Origin of the sequence: Enterobacter sp. 22499 (assembly GCF_052044815.1) — a bacterium.
GTDB lineage: Bacteria > Pseudomonadota > Gammaproteobacteria > Enterobacterales > Enterobacteriaceae > Enterobacter > Enterobacter bugandensis.
The window spans coordinates 167646-183853 of the sequence record NZ_JBQENR010000007.1; the positions used below are offsets into that span (position 1 = coordinate 167646).

Annotated in this window: 17 protein-coding genes; 8 read left to right on the forward strand and 9 right to left on the reverse strand. The window is 56.3% G+C overall.

Annotation, left to right across the window (positions count from 1 at the left end; genetic code table 11):
* Position 1: 1 nt before the first annotated feature.
* From rfaC to rfaD, 3 genes are read right to left on the reverse strand one after another with little or no spacing between them, the layout of a single operon-like run.
* A complete protein-coding gene (rfaC, locus tag ACTJI7_RS18815) occupies positions 2-985 on the reverse strand; it encodes a lipopolysaccharide heptosyltransferase RfaC (RefSeq protein WP_047366919.1) in 984 nt (327 codons plus the stop codon).
* A gap of 3 nt (positions 986-988) precedes the next feature.
* Positions 989-2035: an ADP-heptose--LPS heptosyltransferase RfaF gene (gene rfaF, locus ACTJI7_RS18820; protein WP_063155202.1), complete on the reverse strand. Its 1047-nt coding sequence runs from the start codon at positions 2033-2035 to the stop codon at positions 989-991.
* A gap of 2 nt (positions 2036-2037) precedes the next feature.
* The gene (gene rfaD, locus ACTJI7_RS18825) at positions 2038-2970 is read right to left on the reverse strand and encodes an ADP-glyceromanno-heptose 6-epimerase (RefSeq protein ID WP_041911658.1); all 933 of its coding nucleotides are present in this window, start codon (positions 2968-2970) and stop codon (positions 2038-2040) included.
* A gap of 215 nt (positions 2971-3185) precedes the next feature.
* On the opposite strand from rfaD, the gene kbl reads away from it, so the two are divergent.
* Positions 3186-4382: a glycine C-acetyltransferase gene (gene kbl, locus ACTJI7_RS18830; RefSeq protein ID WP_045260056.1), complete on the forward strand. Its 1197-nt coding sequence runs from the start codon at positions 3186-3188 to the stop codon at positions 4380-4382.
* Positions 4383-4391: 9 nt separating this feature from the next.
* Positions 4392-5420 (forward strand): L-threonine 3-dehydrogenase, encoded by a 1029-nt coding sequence (tdh, locus tag ACTJI7_RS18835; RefSeq protein WP_063155201.1) that lies wholly within the window; start codon positions 4392-4394, stop codon positions 5418-5420.
* Between the two features lie 26 nt (positions 5421-5446).
* On the opposite strand, the gene ACTJI7_RS18840 is transcribed toward tdh, so the two are convergent.
* Both ACTJI7_RS18840 and ACTJI7_RS18845 read right to left on the reverse strand, forming a co-directional pair.
* Positions 5447-6361, reverse strand: coding sequence for a hypothetical protein (locus tag ACTJI7_RS18840; protein WP_045260055.1), 915 nt, complete (start codon positions 6359-6361; stop codon positions 5447-5449).
* Between the two features lie 15 nt (positions 6362-6376).
* Positions 6377-7582: a glycosyltransferase gene (locus tag ACTJI7_RS18845; protein ID WP_440670572.1), complete on the reverse strand. Its 1206-nt coding sequence runs from the start codon at positions 7580-7582 to the stop codon at positions 6377-6379.
* 205 nt (positions 7583-7787) lie between these two features.
* On the opposite strand from ACTJI7_RS18845, the gene ACTJI7_RS18850 reads away from it, so the two are divergent.
* Positions 7788-8588: a glycosyltransferase family 2 protein gene (locus tag ACTJI7_RS18850; protein WP_063155199.1), complete on the forward strand. Its 801-nt coding sequence runs from the start codon at positions 7788-7790 to the stop codon at positions 8586-8588.
* 3 nt (positions 8589-8591) lie between these two features.
* Here the strand turns inward: ACTJI7_RS18850 and ACTJI7_RS18855 are convergent, their stop codons facing one another.
* Genes ACTJI7_RS18855 through gpmM form a run of 3 tightly spaced genes read right to left on the reverse strand, consistent with a single transcriptional unit; the run spans position 8592 to position 12365 of the window.
* Entirely contained in the window at positions 8592-9524 is a 933-nt protein-coding gene (locus ACTJI7_RS18855) for a divergent polysaccharide deacetylase family protein (RefSeq protein ID WP_074147980.1), read from the reverse strand.
* Between the two features lie 3 nt (positions 9525-9527).
* Positions 9528-10787, reverse strand: coding sequence for a murein hydrolase activator EnvC (envC, locus tag ACTJI7_RS18860; protein ID WP_234105947.1), 1260 nt, complete (start codon positions 10785-10787; stop codon positions 9528-9530).
* 33 nt (positions 10788-10820) lie between these two features.
* Positions 10821-12365 (reverse strand): 2,3-bisphosphoglycerate-independent phosphoglycerate mutase, encoded by a 1545-nt coding sequence (gene gpmM / locus ACTJI7_RS18865; protein ID WP_063155196.1) that lies wholly within the window; start codon positions 12363-12365, stop codon positions 10821-10823.
* Positions 12366-12610: 245 nt separating this feature from the next.
* Between gpmM and ACTJI7_RS18870 the strand changes: the two genes are divergently transcribed.
* From ACTJI7_RS18870 to cysE, 5 genes are all read left to right on the forward strand, one after another.
* Positions 12611-13042: a rhodanese-like domain-containing protein gene (locus ACTJI7_RS18870; protein ID WP_014882007.1), complete on the forward strand. Its 432-nt coding sequence runs from the start codon at positions 12611-12613 to the stop codon at positions 13040-13042.
* Positions 13043-13053: 11 nt separating this feature from the next.
* Positions 13054-13305, forward strand: coding sequence for a glutaredoxin 3 (gene grxC, locus ACTJI7_RS18875; RefSeq protein ID WP_028015037.1), 252 nt, complete (start codon positions 13054-13056; stop codon positions 13303-13305).
* 32 nt (positions 13306-13337) lie between these two features.
* On the forward strand, positions 13338-13805 hold the full coding sequence (gene secB, locus ACTJI7_RS18880; RefSeq protein WP_003860835.1) for a protein-export chaperone SecB: 468 nt from the start codon (positions 13338-13340) through the stop codon (positions 13803-13805).
* The gene (gene gpsA, locus ACTJI7_RS18885; protein WP_045630251.1) at positions 13805-14824 is read left to right on the forward strand and encodes an NAD(P)H-dependent glycerol-3-phosphate dehydrogenase; all 1020 of its coding nucleotides are present in this window, start codon (positions 13805-13807) and stop codon (positions 14822-14824) included. Before secB ends, gpsA begins: the two co-directional genes overlap by 1 nt.
* A gap of 74 nt (positions 14825-14898) precedes the next feature.
* Complete coding sequence (cysE, locus tag ACTJI7_RS18890; RefSeq protein ID WP_008502718.1) at positions 14899-15720, forward strand: serine O-acetyltransferase; 822 nt, start codon at positions 14899-14901, stop codon at positions 15718-15720.
* Here cysE and trmL read toward each other — a convergent pair.
* The gene (gene trmL / locus ACTJI7_RS18895) at positions 15717-16190 is read right to left on the reverse strand and encodes a tRNA (uridine(34)/cytosine(34)/5-carboxymethylaminomethyluridine(34)-2'-O)-methyltransferase TrmL (protein WP_063155195.1); all 474 of its coding nucleotides are present in this window, start codon (positions 16188-16190) and stop codon (positions 15717-15719) included. The two genes, cysE and trmL, sit on opposite strands and share 4 nt — an antisense overlap.
* Between the last annotated feature and the right edge of the window lie 18 nt (positions 16191-16208).

Sequence of the window (16208 nt, forward strand, 5' to 3'; positions counted from 1 at the left end):
GTTAAATATCCCTGTTGGAAAGCCAACGGCTGCCCTGTAAAAATGAAAAAATCGCATCTGCGCTGATATCCTTCGTTTGCTGAGTCGGGCTGACCATCTGATGCTGGTTTTTGCCATAGCCCCCGATCAGGCCGGGATCGGTCGGGCCAAAAAGGGTGATATTTGGGCGATCCAGCGCCGCGGTTAAATGGCTTAAACCCGTATCCACGGAAACAACGGCGTTAGCGCCTGCCAGCTCTGCGGCAACCTGCGCCAGCGTGAGTTTGGGTAACACCTCGACGTGGGAAAAGCCTGCTGCCAGACGCGCCGCACGCTGCCGCTCATGCTCAGCGCCCCACGGGAGTTTAATATGGATACCGGAGGGTTGCATTAGTTCAATCAGCCTTCGCCAGTGTGTTTCCGGCCAGTGCTTATCGTCGCGCGTTGTGGCATGCAGAAAGACAAGATAAGGCTGAGCACAGGGATCTGTATTGCGCAAAAAGTGCTGCGCAATGGCGTAGTCGCCCTGCGCTTCCGGTTTCGCATAGCCGAGGCTTTTCGCAAACAGCTCGCGGGTGCGTTCTACGGCGTGCTGCTGCTTTGCGATGTGGTGGCGGCGGTTATAGAACAGACTCGCCAGCGGTTCGCGGGCGGTGTGCCAGTCCATGCCGTGCTTTACGCCGTGCGCCAGACGCGTGACCAGCGCCGCGCTTTTCACCAGCCCCTGCGCGTCGATAATCGCGTCGTAACGCTGCGCCTGCACCGTTTCACGGAAGGCTTTACGCTCAGCTTTAATCGGCGCGGAGAACCACGCTTTGCGCCAGCGGCGAATCGCGACCGGGATCACGCGGTCAACCGCTTCATGCCAGGTGGGGATCTGCGCGAAGCCTTCTTCAACCACCCAGTCAAAACGGATGCCGGGAATGGCCCGCATGGCGTCCGTCAGCGACGGTAGCGTATGCAGCACATCACCCATTGAGGAGGTTTTAACGATCAATACCCGCATCCGTTATCCTTCTTCGCTCAACAGCAGTTCGTTGAGCTCTTCGAGAACGCGCTCTGGGGTAATGTCGATCAGGCTCTGATGGTAACCTTCAGCGGCATCGCCTTTGCGTACCTTGTGGTAGCCGGTGATCAAACGGATTACGCGCGCTTTGTGCGACAGCGGCGGCGTGAAGTCCGGGCTGCTTGGGCCATACAGCGCAACCAGCGGACGATCCAGCGCGGCGGCGACGTGCATCAGGCCAGAGTCATTGCTGACCACGGCCTTACAGGCGGCAATCAGGATAACGGCCTGCTCAAGCTGCGTTTCTCCAGCCAGGTTGCGGCACCAGGCCTGTTGCTCGGTGCTCAGCGTGGCGAGAATTTCGTTGCCCGCCTCGTGATCCTTCGCCGAGCCAAACAGCACAATCTGGTAGCCTTCGTCGATCAGCTGTTTCGCCAGCTCTGCATAGTGGTAGTGCGGCCAGCGTTTTGCCGGGCCAAATTCTGCGCCGGGGCAGAAGCCAATCATTGGGCGTTCGGACGAAAGGCCAAACGCGTTGCAGGTGTGGGATTTCTCCCCTTCGTTCACCTGAAGCTGCGGCCACAGTAGCGGCTGCGGCAGATCTTTCGCGCTGCGCATGACGCCTTTGTCGTAGGCCAGCGCCACGTAGCGCTCCACCATCAGCGGCCAGGCTTCTTTATCCAGCACCCTGGCATCGTTCAGCAGGCCGTAGCGCATTTCGCCGCGCCAGCCGGTACGGTGCGGGATGCCTGCAAAGAAGGGCACAAGGGCGGATTTGAAGGAGTTAGGCAGCACGTACGCACGGTCATAGCGCTTCTCGCGCAGGCTATGACCGAGTTTGCGGCGTTCACCGATTTCCAGCGCCCCGTGGCCGAGCGGCATCGGGATCGCCTCGTTTACTTCCGTCATACGCGATAACAGCGGACGGCACCATGCGGGTGCCATCACGTCGATTATCGCCTGGGGATAACGCGCCTTGAGCGTGCGATAGAGACTTTGCGACATCATCATGTCGCCCACCCATGACGGGCCGATCACCAGAATCTTCATACTTACGCGTCGCGGTTCAGCCAGGCCATATATTCCGTTACGCCTTCGGCAACGGTCTTGAACGGCTTGTCATAACCTGCTGCGCGCAGGTTGGTCAGGTCGGCCTGCGTGAACGCCTGGTAACGGCCCTTCAGCTTGTCCGGGAACGGAATGTACTCGATGCTGCCTTTCTTATGGTATGCCAGCGTTGCGTCTGCCACCGCCTGGAAGGATTCCGCGCGGCCCGTGCCCAGGTTGAAAATGCCGGAGACGCCGTTTTCCAGGAACCACAGGTTTACGGCTGCAACGTCGCCTACGTAGACGAAGTCACGCTTGAAGCCGTCGCTGCCTTCGAACAGTTTCGGGCTTTCACCGTTATTCAACTGGGTGTTCAGGTGGAACGCCACGCTCGCCATGCTGCCCTTGTGCCCTTCGCGCGGCCCGTAAACGTTGAAGTAGCGGAAGCCGACAATCTGCGAGTTCGCTTCCGGCAGGATCTGACGCACGTACTCGTCAAACAGGAACTTGGAGTAGCCGTAGACGTTCAGCGGCTGCTCGTATTCGCGGGATTCGATAAAGTCCGAGGTGCGCCCGCCGTAGGTTGCCGCGGAAGAGGCGTACAGGAACGGAATTTCACGCTCCAGGCAGTAGTGCAGGATCTCTTTAGAGTACTGATAGTTGTTATCCATCATGTACTTGCCGTCCCACTCGGTGGTGGAAGAGCACGCACCTTCGTGGAAGATGGCTTCGATCTCGCCGAACTCTTCACCCGCCATAATCTGGATAAGGAAGTCTTCTTTATCCATGTAGTCAGCGATGTTCAGATCCACCAGGTTAACGAACTTGGTGCCGTCTTTCAGGTTGTCCACCACCAGAATGTCGGTGATGCCCTTATCATTGAGGGCCTTAATAATGTTGCTGCCGATAAAGCCCGCGCCGCCGGTAACGATGATCATAACTGTAACCTTTGAAGTGTTGAGCCCGGGGACAATCCCGGACGCTAATATTCATATCATATCATCACAATGCCCGGTCTTCAGCCATTCACCGATATGCAGCAGGGGTACACGTGATTTATGCTGCAAAAACGAGAAGAGATACGGTGTCATCTCGTCATGAACTATAGGTTTGGGTAATATGTGCCAAAATTTGCCGAGTCTGGAGAATTGCAATGCGTGGTGATTTTTACAAACAGTTAAACAGCGACCTCGACACCGCACGTGCGGAAGGGTTGTTCAAAGAAGAGCGTATTATCACGTCTGCCCAGCAGGCGGATATCACCGTTGCCGACGGCAGCCATGTGATCAACTTTTGCGCGAACAACTACTTAGGTCTTGCGAATCACCCTGAGCTGATTGCCGCCGCGAAAAACGGCATGGACACCCACGGCTTTGGCATGGCCTCCGTGCGCTTCATCTGCGGCACCCAGGATAGCCACAAGCAGCTTGAGCAAAAGCTGGCAAACTTCCTCGGAATGGAAGACGCGATTCTGTACTCCTCCTGCTTCGACGCCAACGGCGGTCTGTTTGAAACCCTGCTCGGCGCAGAAGATGCGATTATCTCCGACGCCCTGAACCACGCCTCCATCATCGACGGTGTCCGCCTGTGTAAAGCGAAGCGTTTCCGCTACGCCAACAACGACATGGTTGAGCTGGAAGCGCGGCTCAAAGAGGCACGCGAAGCGGGTGCCCGCCACGTACTGATCGCGACCGACGGCGTGTTCTCCATGGACGGCGTGATCGCCAACCTGAAGGGCGTGTGCGACCTGGCGGATAAATACGACGCGCTGGTGATGGTCGATGACTCCCACGCGGTCGGTTTTGTCGGTGAAAACGGCCGCGGCTCCCATGAATACTGTGACGTGATGGGCCGGGTGGACATCATCACCGGTACGCTGGGCAAAGCGCTCGGCGGCGCGTCCGGCGGTTATACCGCTGCGCGTAAAGAGGTGGTTGAGTGGCTGCGTCAGCGCTCCCGTCCGTACCTGTTCTCCAACTCCCTGGCGCCAGCCATTGTGGCCGCCTCCATCAAAGTGCTGGAGATGGTTGAGTCCGGCGCCGAGCTGCGCGACCGCCTGTGGGCAAACGCCCGTCTGTTCCGCGAAAAAATGAGCGCCGCAGGGTTCACCCTGGCCGGCGCTGACCACGCGATCATTCCGGTGATGCTGGGCGACGCAGTTGTGGCGCAGCAGTTTGCCCGCGAGCTGCAGAAAGAAGGGATTTACGTCACCGGGTTCTTCTTCCCGGTGGTACCAAAAGGTCAGGCGCGTATCCGCACCCAGATGTCTGCGGCGCATTCGCCTGAACAAATTGAGCGTGCGGTGGAAGCCTTTACCCGCATCGGCAAACAGCTGGGCGTAATTGCCTGAGGACGTGTGATGAAAGCGTTATCCAAACTGAAAGCGGAAGAAGGGATTTGGATGACCGACGTGCCGGAGCCGGAAGTCGGTCATAACGATCTGCTGATCAAAATTCGTAAAACCGCCATCTGCGGTACTGACGTTCACATCTACAACTGGGATCAGTGGTCGCAAAAAACCATTCCTGTCCCAATGGTTGTCGGTCACGAATATGTTGGTGAAGTGGTCGGCATCGGCCAGGAAGTCAAAGGCTTTAGCATTGGCGATCGCGTCTCTGGTGAAGGCCATATTACCTGCGGTCACTGCCGCAACTGCCGTGGCGGTCGCACCCACCTGTGCCGCAACACCGTCGGCGTGGGCGTAAACCGTCCGGGCTGCTTCGCGGAATACCTGGTGATCCCGGCGTTTAACGCCTTCAAAATCCCGGACAATATCTCTGACGATTTGGCCTCCATCTTCGACCCGTTCGGCAATGCGGTACACACCGCGCTCTCCTTCGACCTGGTCGGTGAAGACGTGCTGGTTTCCGGCGCCGGCCCAATCGGCATTATGGCGGCAGCCGTGGCGAAGCACGTGGGCGCGCGCAACGTGGTGATCACCGACGTGAATGAATACCGCCTGTCGCTGGCGCGCAAAATGGGCGTCACCCGCGCGGTGGATGTCTCGAAAGAGAGCCTGACCGACGTGATGGAAGAGTTGGGCATGACCGAAGGCTTTGACGTGGGTCTGGAGATGTCCGGCGCGCCACCGGCGTTCCGCACCATGCTGGACACCATGAACCACGGTGGCCGTATCGCGATGCTGGGCATTCCGCCGTCAGAAATGTCCATCGACTGGAACAAAGTCATCTTCAAAGGGCTGTTCATCAAAGGCATCTATGGCCGCGAGATGTTCGAAACCTGGTACAAGATGGCTGCGCTGATCCAGTCCGGCCTGGATCTGTCCCCGATTATCACTCACCGTTTCTCCATCGATGAGTTCCAGCAGGGCTTCGACGCGATGCGTTCCGGCCAGTCAGGGAAAGTGATCCTGAGCTGGGATAAGTAAACAAAAAGGGGCCTCAGGCCCCTTTTTTACTGATTCTTTTTCTCTTCATCCGTCAGGTAGCGCACCTTGCGGGTATAGTCCTGCCCTTTGAACAGCAATTTGTTATCCGGCGATTCCAGATACTTCTGCCATTCGGAAAGCGGGAAACCCCCGTGCGCGCCAATCACCTCTTTCGGCACAACGGCTTCCTGACCGCCGATCTTCTTGGAGACCGGCCAGTTCATCCAGTCGCCCAGGTTAACCGTTTTAACATCCAGCATGTCCAGCAGCGCGGCGAGCGGCAGCTGATCGGTCGGCGGCTGCGTGTCGTCCATCAGCTCCCAGGTATCCTGGAACAGCGTCAGCCACAGCGGGCAAATGCGACGCCAGGTCTTTTTGGTTGCGGCAAGAAACGCGCCGTTAACGTGATCGACCAGATACGGGCGCACCGTTTCTTTGTAATATGCCGGCACTTTTTCTGCGGGGGCGCCGTCCAGCTTGGCGATCATTTTGCCCTGACGGAAGCTGGAGTAGATGTGCATATCGGCCATGTTGATCTGGGGCATCTTCAGCAGGTTGAGATCGGAGTCGATCATCAATACGCCTTCTCCGCGCGCCTGAAGCGGAGCGTTAAGCTTCACCAGACGGCTGAGGTAGATTTGCTTGTAGCGGTACCCCTCTTCACGTTTTGGCAGCGTGAGGGTCACAACGCGGGTTTTTGGCGGCAGCTCGCCGAAAGCGGATTCAGGCTGATCGCTGACGATAACAATCTCGCTGACGTCGGTGGCGTAACGCTCTGCAAAGGTCGCTGATAATAACGCCTCTTCGACGAAATCCGCGCCCGTACAAGGGATCACGATGGAATCAACCGCAACGAGATCGCGCGTGACCGGAAGGGAAGCGTAAGGAATGTTATGACGCCCGGTAATGTGGCGGTAGCGAGCATTCAGGAATTTAAACATGTTCTTCTCGTTTGGTTATTGCGCGCCAAGAACGGCCTCGACACCGTTAACATAGCTTTCAATGGCATACACGTTGCAGACATTCTGGTGCGCGGCTGCGGCGAGCCGGGCGCGCAGAGCAGGATCCTGCCAGATATTATCCAGATGTTGAGCAAGTTGCGACACATCGCTCCACGGGAACAGCAGCCCGGTCGACTCATGGTCGATCAATTCTGCCGTGCCGGTTACCTTGGAGCCAATCACCGGAATATTCAGCAGCATTGCCTCCAGCACGACTCGGGGCAAACCTTCGCTCTTCGAAGCCAGAATAAACGCGTCAAAGGTGGCGAGATAGTCAAAAGGCGTATTCTGGAAACCGGTAAAAATGATGTGCTCAGCAATCCCCAGCGCGTCAGCCTGCGCCGTCAGCGCGCCGCGTTCAGCCCCTTCACCGACCAGCACCATCTTCCATTTTGCTTGCGGGTGCTTCTGGTTGAACTGGGCCAGCGCCTCCAGCGTGTGGTGATTGGACTTGCGAGGGATAAGCGACCCAATGCTGCCGAACACAAACGTCTCATCATCAATGTTCAGACGCTGGCGCATCGCGCGTCGGTCAGGTAAAGGCTGGTGGATGTCGATGGCATTATTGACTGTCGTACACAGTTCGGGCCGGACGCCATGCTGAAGCAACACGCGTTCAACGCCGTGCGAAACCGCGATGATTTTTGTGGCATGTGCGTTGACCAGCTTCACCAGCGGTGGGGTCAATACAGGTTCAATGCGACAGTGCTGAATCAACCGCGCCTGCAGTTTCGCTGCCGCGAGATAGCCTTCCTCATTTGAGCCGGGTTGGTTATTCATATAGAGCGTATCGAAACCGCCCTCCATGAAAAGCGTCTCGATTTTGCTGACGTTAGGCCTGATTCGCCACAGGATATCCACGTAACGAGTCAATGCCTTACGGGCGCTGCGTGAGAAAAATAGCAGGCTACGTCCCGCTTCCTTCAGTAATTTGGCCCAGAGCGGCTGCTGACGCTGAGGGATCACGATGAGCGGGATCCCGATGCTGTTGAGCACCTGACCAATCGCCTCACCTTCAGCGCGGCTATAATCACTGTAAAAACAACACGTAATATCGAATTTATCGCGATTGATCCGCTTCAGGAGCTCAAGCATACTGTTGGTGCCTCCCCCCCATTCTTTACCCGTATCCAGGAGGAGAATTTTACTTTTGTGCGGCATGTCTGAATCCGTGTGCTACCCTTCATCTGACTGCATTATAAAGAATTTGTTGAAATAAAATAGATTTTTCTATTTTATTGCGCTTCAGAATTAGACAAAACGTCATACGTGCTTATTTGAAAAGTGTGATTCAGGACTTTAATCATCTCTACTCATTTATATAGTATTAATCATATTCATTTATGCTGCTGTTGAGAGTGGAAACATGTTTAAAATAACGATCTGCTTATTAACGTTTAATTCTGAAAGATTATTGCACGATGTTATTCCGCCTCTTTTAAAAATAGCGGATGAGATCGTCGTTGTAGATTCAGGCAGTACGGACAAAACACGTTTTATTTGTGAGAGCTATGGACTGCTCCCTGTCTATAAAAAATTTGGCTGGCATGGCGAGCAGATGAATCATGCCATATCCTTAGCCAGCAATGACTGGGTCCTGTGCATCGACTGTGATGAAATTCTTGACCAGGAAACAGTTGATGCTATTTCAGCGTTAAAAGCAGGTGATGAGCCTGACCCCGGAACGGCATGGCGAATATGCCGCCACTGGTTTGTTCTGGGTAAAGAAGTCCGGACGATCTATCCTGTTTCATCCCCTGATTACCCTGTACGTCTTTTTAACCGGAAACAGTCCCGATTTAATAACAGACCGGTAGACGATCAGGTGGAAGGTTTTCTCCGTTGTGAATGTATTCCGGGCTATGTAAAACATGATACGTTTCCCACTCTGCATGAGCTTTTTAACAAATTAAATTGTTATACAACCCGTCTGGTACAATATCATAAAATACGCCCCTCTATCGGGCGCGGCATCATCAGTGCCATCGGGGCTTTTTTTAAATGGTATTTGTTTAGCGGCGCCTGGCGTCAGGGTAAAGTGGGAGTGGCGACAGGACTGTATGCCACAGCCTACAGCTTTTTGAAGTATTTCAAATCCTGGTATTTGCATCAGGAGAAAAAAAAGCCCGTTGCGAATGAGCAGACGGGCTCTCAGATTGCGAAATAAGCGTCAGGCTTTCTTGCCCCATCCCTGCCACTGCTGCTGGACGTATTTCACCAGCGTACTGTTACTGATGCTGTCTCCGATGACAGAGAAGACGCGGGTCGCGTAGACCGGTTCTAGCGGCTGCTTCGGTACACAGCGCTTCACGCCGCGGAACGGGTTACGCGGTGCCGTCGGGACGGGCTGCGCAGAATTCGGCGTAGAGGTATCCACCTGCGGCTCGTTCAGCAGATCGCTCGGGCGTACCAGCGTGATATCGGCGGGTAAGGTCGGCAGCATTTGCTGCAAAACGCGAACGGTAGACGGATGCGGGTGCCCGATGGCAATCGCCGAACCGTTACGGCGCGCCAGCTGTACCGCGCGGTTGAACTGCACGCGGATATCCGCTTCGTTCTGGGAGTCGTCCAGGAAGACTTTGCGCTTGATGACCTTCACCCCCGTACCCTGAGCGGCACGCATCGCCTGGCTGTTGCCAATGGTCATGCTGTCGAGGAAATAGAGATTGTAACGCTCCAGCGCCTGCATCACCTTCAGCATACCGTACAGGCTGGAGGTCATCGCGCTACCCATATGGTTGTTCAGACCCACGGCATACGGCACCTTGTTGTAGGCGTCGCGGATGATGCGTTCGATCTCATCGCTGCTCATATCCGGGCGCAGGGTGTCTTTTTCCAGCGGCTGCTTGCTGAGCGGTGCCATCGGAAGATGGATGAGGACCTGGTGGCCGCTATTGTGCGCTTTGGTCGCCATTTCATGCGCGTGAGGCGCATTCGGCAGGACGGCGACGGAGATGGCTGATGGCATCGCCAGCACCTGATTTTCATAGTGTGGTCGATAACCGAAGTCATCAATCACGATGGCGAGTTTACCTGCATATACCGGTGCAGCCAGCGCCAGTGCGCTGACGACGGAGAGAACCATTCGACGAAATTGAAGCAAAACTTATCTTCCCAACCACGGCTGTGGATTGACCGCCTGACCCTGACGACGAATTTCGAAATAGAGTGACGGGCGGCCCTGACCGCCACTGCTGCCCACAAGGGCGATGGGTTGGCCGGCGCGCACCTGGGTGCCGACGCTGACCAGCGCGCTCTGGTTGTAGCCGTAAAGACTCATGTCGCCTTTACCATGCTCGACCACCACCACCAGCCCGTAACCCTGCAGCCAGTCGGCCAGAATCACGCGGCCATCGGCGATGGCTTTCACTTCGCTACCTTCAGACGCACCGATAACGATCCCTTTCCAACGTAGCTCACCCTGCAGCTGTTCGCCATAGCGATGCAGAATAGTGCCGCGAACGGGCCAGTAGGCCTGACCGCGCGGGGAACCCAGACCGCCGGTACGCGACATCAGGGAGCGTTCGCTTTCGCTTGGCTTGTAGGTGGTCCCTTTGCGGGAGGCTTCCTGCTGCTTGTCGCGAACCGCCTGCGCCTCGCGGGCCTCTTTTTCGGCGCGCGCCTTCGCTGCGGCTTCCGCACGGGCAATGCTGTTACGCAGTTTTGATTCGTTGGCGCGCATTTCGCTCAGCTGGCTCTGTCCTGCCTGAATGGAGGACTCAAGACCCGACAGCGTTTTCTTGCGTTCGTTACGGGCCTGCTCAAGTTTCGCCTGCTGCGCTTTTTGTTCGTAGAGCAACGTCTGCTGCTGGCTCTGCTTCTCTTCCAGCTCCGCTTTTTGGGTGGAAACCTCTTCACGCGTCTGCTTCAGCTGTGCAATGGTCTCCTGACGCGCCTGGTTCAGATAGCCGAAATAGGCCTGCAGACGCTGGCCGCGCTGGCTCTCTTCACCGCTGAGGATCAGCTGGAGTCCGGTATGTTCACCCTGGCGGAATGCGGCATCCAGCTGTGCTGCGAGGTTGCGCTCCTGCGCATCACGCTGGCGCTCCAGTTTGGCAATCGACGCATTCATCTCGTCGATCTGTTTATTCAACTGGGTGAGGGTGTTTTGCGTTTCACGGAGTTTACGTGCGGCAGCGGAGATGGCCTCTTCCTGCTGCTTAAGCTGGGCGAGCAGGGTGGCGCGCTGCTGTTGCTGCTGGCGTACCGCACGCTCTTTGGTGGCGATATCGGCCTGAATGGATTTCAACTGGTCGCGGTCATCCGCGTGGGCGGATGCGGCGCACAGCAATACGCCAGCGCTGAGTGCGCTGGCGCAAAGCAGAGGTCTGACTGATAGCCTAAGCGGCTTCACGACCCATGTGATTGAAAAAATCGCCTTTCCCCTCATGGGGAGCGATTATTCCACGATGAACAGCGGCTTACCAGTCATCTCTTCAGGGATCGGCATACCCATCAGCGACAACATGGTTGGCGCGATGTCGGAAAGCTTACCGCCTTCTACTGCTTTCACTGATTTATCACCCACATAAATCAGCGGAACAGGCAGGTTGGTATGGGCGGTGTGCGCCTGACCGGTTGCCGGGTCACGCATCTGCTCGGCGTTACCGTGGTCAGCGGTGATCAGCAGCTGGCCGCCAACGGACTCAACCGCTTTCGCAACCTGCTCAACGCAGTGGTCCAGCGCTTCAACCGCCTTCACTGCCGCTTCCATTACGCCGGTATGGCCGACCATGTCGCCGTTCGGGTAGTTACAGATGATGGTGTCGTACTTGCCGCTTTCGATGGCCGCGACCAGTTTTTCAGTCAATTCCGCAGAGCTCATCTCTGGCTGCAGATCGTAAGTCGCGACTTTCGGCGAGTTGATCAGAATGCGCTCTTCGCCTTTGAACGGCTCTTCAACGCCGCCGTTAAAGAAGAAGGTCACGTGCGCGTATTTTTCCGTTTCGGAAATACGCAGCTGCGTTTTGTCGTTCTTCGCCATCCACTCACCGAAGGTGTTAGCCAGCGAGGCTGGTGGGTAAGCGCAAGGGGCGTTGATATCTGCCGCGTATTCGGTCAGCTGGATGAAGTCGATGTTAACCACTTTCTTACGGGCAAAACCGTCGAAGTCGCTGTTGACGAACGCACGGGTGATTTCGCGCGCGCGGTCAGCGCGGAAGTTCATAAAGATCAGCGCGTCGCCATCTTCCATTGCGGCATCGGCCTGGCCTTCAGCGCGGATCACGCTCGCTTTCACGAATTCGTCGTTTTCATCACGCGCGTAAGCGGCTTCAAGTGCTTCAACCGCAGTCGGGAACTGGAATTCCCCTTTTGCCAGAGTCATCAGGTCATAGGCCTGTTCAACGCGATCCCAGCGGTTGTCGCGGTCCATAGCGTAGTAACGGCCAATGATGGAGGCCACGCGGCCTTTGCCCAGCGCAGCGAATTTGTCTTCGAAGGCTTTCAGGGACCCTTCTGCGCTGCGCGGTGGCGTATCGCGACCGTCCAGGAAGGCGTGCAGGTAGATTTTTTCCGCACCGCGTTCAGCGGCCAGTTCAACCATCGCCATGATGTGATCTTCGTGGCTGTGCACGCCGCCTGCGGAGAGCAGACCCATGATGTGCACCGCTTTACCTGCCGCAACGGCTTTATCTACCGCACCGCAGAGAACCGGGTTAGCGAAGAAGGTGCGTTCTTTGATTTCGACGTCCAGACGGGTCAGATCCTGATACACGATACGACCCGCGCCGAGGTTAACATGGCCAACTTCGGAGTTGCCCATCTGGCGATCCGGCAGGCCCACTTCCAGACCGGATGCGTCAATCAGGGTATGCGGACGTTTTGCCCACAGTGCATCCATGACCGGGGTTTTTGCGTTGAAAATAGCGTTATCCTGGCTATCTTCACGGTAGCCATAGCCATCCAGAATCACCAGTACCATAGGTTTTTTAGAAACCGACATTGCAACAACCTCATGCTCAAGAGTCAAAATTTGCGTAATTTTACTACAGCTGAATCGATCAAATAGCCGCAGAAGATCAAAGAAAACGCGGGGGCAAGATGCTGACCGGACCATTTTGAGGCATTTTTTTAGGTGGCATGCCGCAGAAAATGGATTAGGTTATGGTCGCTGGCTGTATTTGCCAGAACGCACAGGTATACTCCTGTCCTGGTTTTTTATCACTTAGTCGGGAGTAGTTACCCTCCATGCAAGAAATTATGCAATTCGTTAGCCGCCATCCGGTACTGAGCATCGCGTGGATTGGCCTGCTGGCTGCTGTGCTGTTCACCACATTTAAGAGCCTGACGTCTAAGATTAAGGTTATCACCCGTGGTGAAGCGACGCGTCTGATTAACAAAGAAGATGCCGTCGTTGTCGATCTGCGTCAGCGTGACGATTTCCGTAAAGGTCACATTGCCGGCGCAATCAACCTGTTGCCAGCTGAAATCAAAGCCAACAACGTTGGTGAGCTTGAGAAACACAAAGCCCAGCCCATTATCGTTGTGGATGCGACCGGTATGCAGGCGCAGGAATCTGCCAGCGCGCTTTACAAAGCGGGCTTCGAAAACGTAACGGTACTGAAAGAAGGGATTTCCGGCTGGAGCGGGGAAAATCTTCCTTTGGTTCGCGGTAAATAAGGAGTTCAGTCATGGCCAATATTGAGATCTACACCAAAGCGACGTGCCCGTTCTGCCACCGTGCGAAAGCGCTGCTGAGCAGCAAAGGCGTCACGTTCCAGGAACTGCCGATCGACGGTGACGCGATCAAACGCGAAGAGATGATCCAACGTAGTGGTCGTACGACGGTTCCGCAGATTTTTATTGATGCGCAGCACATTGGCGGCTGTGATGACTTGTATGCGCTCGACGCCCGTGGTGGACTCGATCCGCTGCTGAGCTAAGAGACTTTAGGACAATTAAAAAGGGTATTTCCATGTCAGAACAAAACAACACCGAAATGACTTTCCAGATCCAGCGTATCTACACCAAGGATGTCTCTTTCGAAGCGCCAAATGCGCCGCACGTTTTCCAGAAAGACTGGCAGCCAGAGGTTAAACTTGATCTGGATACCGCATCCACCCAACTGGCGGATGACGTGTATGAAGTCGTACTGCGTGTGACCGTGACCGCCTCTCTGGGCGAAGAAACTGCATTCCTGTGCGAAGTACAGCAGGGCGGTATCTTCTCCATCGGCGGCATCGAAGGCAACCAGATGGCGCATTGCCTGGGTGCATACTGCCCGAACATCCTGTTCCCGTATGCCCGTGAATGCATCACCAGCTTGGTTTCTCGCGGTACATTCCCGCAACTGAACCTTGCGCCAGTGAACTTTGATGCGCTGTTCATGAACTATCTGCAGCAGCAGGCTGGCGAAGGTGCCGAACAACATCAGGATGCCTGATGAGCACTGTTAATGCGTCAATGACTGTGATCGGTGCCGGCTCATACGGCACCGCTCTTGCCATCACGCTGGCAAGAAATGGTCACGACGTGGTCCTGTGGGGCCACGATCCAAAACATATCGCCACGCTGCAGCGCGACCGTTGCAATGTGGCGTTTCTTCCGGACGTTCCGTTCCCTGACACCCTGCACCTGGAAAGCGATCTTGCAACCGCGCTGGCGGCCAGCCGCAACATTTTGATTGTGGTACCAAGCCATGTCTTTGGCGACGTGCTGAATCAGATCAAGCCGCTGATGCGCCCGGATGCGCGTATCGTCTGGGCGACCAAAGGGCTGGAAGCGGAAACCGGACGTCTGCTGCAGGACGTTGCCCGCGAAGCGCTGGGGGATGAGATCCCGCTGGCGGTCATCTCCGGGCCGACCTTTGCCAAAGAGCTGGCTGCGGGCCTGCCGACGGCGATCTCGCTGGCATCCACCGATCAGGCTTTCTCCGACGATCTCCAGCAATTGCTGCACTGCGGCAAGAGCTTCCGCGTCTACAGCAACCCCGATTTTATCGGCGTGCAGTTGGGTGGCGCGGTGAAGAACGTGATTGCCATCGGGGCCGGGATGTCTGACGGTATTGGCTTTGGCGCCAACGCGCGTACGGCGTTGATTACCCGCGGCTTAACCGAGATGTCCCGTCTGGGCGAAGCGCTGGGTGCCGATCCGGCCACCTTTATGGGGATGGCGGGTCTGGGGGATCTGGTGCTGACCTGTACCGATAACCAGTCTCGTAACCGCCGCTTTGGCATGATGCTCGGACAGGGCAGCGATGTAAAAAGCGCGCAAGAGAAGATTGGACAGGTGGTGGAAGGCTACCGCAATACCAAAGAAGTCCGCGAGTTGGCGCACCGTTTCGGTGTCGAAATGCCAATAACCGAGGAAATTTATCAGGTATTGTATTGCGGAAAAAATGCGCGCGAGGCAGCATTGACCCTATTAGGTCGTGCGCGCAAGGACGAGCGCAGCAGTAACTAGTCGGAACCGTTGTCACCTGAATGACCCAGCCAGCGCAGAACTGGCTGGTCATTAACTATCGTCTGGAGCAAGCAATGCCGTGTGAAGAACTGGATATCGTCTGGAATAATATTAAAGCCGAAGCCCGCGCTTTGGCCGACTGTGAGCCTATGCTGGCCAGTTTCTATCACGCGACGCTACTCAAGCACGAAAACCTCGGCAGCGCCCTGAGCTATATGCTCGCCAATAAGCTGGCTTCCTCCATCATGCCTGCTATCGCCATTCGTGAGGTAGTGGAAGAGGCCTACGCCGCCGACCCGGAAATGATCGCCTCTGCCGCCTGCGACATTCAGGCCGTGCGCACCCGTGACCCGGCGGTCGATAAATACTCCACGCCGCTGCTGTACCTGAAAGGCTTCCACGCGCTGCAGGCGTACCGCATTGGCCACTGGCTGTGGAATGAAGGCCGCCGCGCGCTGGCGATCTTCCTGCAAAACCAGGTTTCCGTGACGTTTCAGGTTGATATTCACCCGGCGGCAAAGATTGGCCGCGGGATCATGCTCGACCACGCCACCGGGATCGTTGTCGGGGAAACGGCGGTGATTGAAGACGACGTCTCGATCCTGCAGTCGGTTACCCTGGGCGGTACCGGGAAAACCAGCGGCGATCGCCACCCGAAAATTCGTGAAGGGGTGATGATTGGCGCAGGCGCCAAAATCCTCGGCAATATCGAAGTCGGGCGCGGCGCGAAGATTGGCGCGGGGTCGGTTGTGCTCCAGCCCGTGCCACCGCACACCACCGCCGCTGGCGTACCGGCGCGCATCGTTGGTAAGCCAGACAGCGACAAGCCGTCCATGGATATGGATCAGCACTTCAACGGCATTCACCATACCTTCGAGTATGGTGACGGCATTTAACTTCTGAGAATGGCGCCCGGGTAACCCAGCTGGCGCCAGGCTTCATACACCACCACCGACACCGCGTTCGACAGGTTCATGCTGCGGCTGTCCGGCATCATCGGAATTCGGATTTTCTGCTCAGCGGGCAGGGCATCGAGGATCGTGGCCGGCAGGCCGCGGGTTTCCGGGCCAAACATCAGATAGTCACTCTCCTGATAGCTCACGGCGCTGTGCGCTGGCGTGCCTTTGGTGGTCAGGGCGAACATGCGCTGCGGCTTCTCTGCTTCCAGAAACGCGGCGTAATCGTGATGGCGAACCACGGCGGTAAATTCATGGTAATCCAGCCCCGCGCGGCGCAGGCGTTTGTCGTCCCACGTAAAGCCCATCGGCTCGATGATGTGCAGACGAAAACCGGTGTTGGCGCACAGGCGGATGATATTGCCGGTGTTCGGCGGAATTTCTGGTTCGAATAAAACGATGTTAAGCATGCTGCCCCCTTAATTGCG

Excerpts from the sequence above, each read along its gene's own strand:
- ACTJI7_RS18845 (WP_440670572.1), bottom strand. The coding sequence starts at position 7,582 with ATGCCGCACAAAAGTAAAATTCTCCTCCTGGATACGGGTAAAGAATGG.
- ACTJI7_RS18850 (WP_063155199.1), top strand. The coding sequence starts at position 7,788 with ATGTTTAAAATAACGATCTGCTTATTAACGTTTAATTCTGAAAGATTA.
- secB (WP_003860835.1), top strand. The coding sequence starts at position 13,338 with ATGTCAGAACAAAACAACACCGAAATGACTTTCCAGATCCAGCGTATC.
- rfaD (WP_041911658.1), bottom strand. The coding sequence starts at position 2,970 with ATGATCATCGTTACCGGCGGCGCGGGCTTTATCGGCAGCAACATTATT.
- trmL (WP_063155195.1), bottom strand. The coding sequence starts at position 16,190 with ATGCTTAACATCGTTTTATTCGAACCAGAAATTCCGCCGAACACCGGC.
- grxC (WP_028015037.1), top strand. The coding sequence starts at position 13,054 with ATGGCCAATATTGAGATCTACACCAAAGCGACGTGCCCGTTCTGCCAC.
- rfaF (WP_063155202.1), bottom strand. The coding sequence starts at position 2,035 with ATGAAGATTCTGGTGATCGGCCCGTCATGGGTGGGCGACATGATGATG.
- gpmM (WP_063155196.1), bottom strand. The coding sequence starts at position 12,365 with ATGTCGGTTTCTAAAAAACCTATGGTACTGGTGATTCTGGATGGCTAT.
- rfaC (WP_047366919.1), bottom strand. The coding sequence starts at position 985 with ATGCGGGTATTGATCGTTAAAACCTCCTCAATGGGTGATGTGCTGCAT.
- ACTJI7_RS18870 (WP_014882007.1), top strand. The coding sequence starts at position 12,611 with ATGCAAGAAATTATGCAATTCGTTAGCCGCCATCCGGTACTGAGCATC.
- tdh (WP_063155201.1), top strand. The coding sequence starts at position 4,392 with ATGAAAGCGTTATCCAAACTGAAAGCGGAAGAAGGGATTTGGATGACC.
- ACTJI7_RS18840 (WP_045260055.1), bottom strand. The coding sequence starts at position 6,361 with ATGTTTAAATTCCTGAATGCTCGCTACCGCCACATTACCGGGCGTCAT.
- kbl (WP_045260056.1), top strand. The coding sequence starts at position 3,186 with ATGCGTGGTGATTTTTACAAACAGTTAAACAGCGACCTCGACACCGCA.
- cysE (WP_008502718.1), top strand. The coding sequence starts at position 14,899 with ATGCCGTGTGAAGAACTGGATATCGTCTGGAATAATATTAAAGCCGAA.
- gpsA (WP_045630251.1), top strand. The coding sequence starts at position 13,805 with ATGAGCACTGTTAATGCGTCAATGACTGTGATCGGTGCCGGCTCATAC.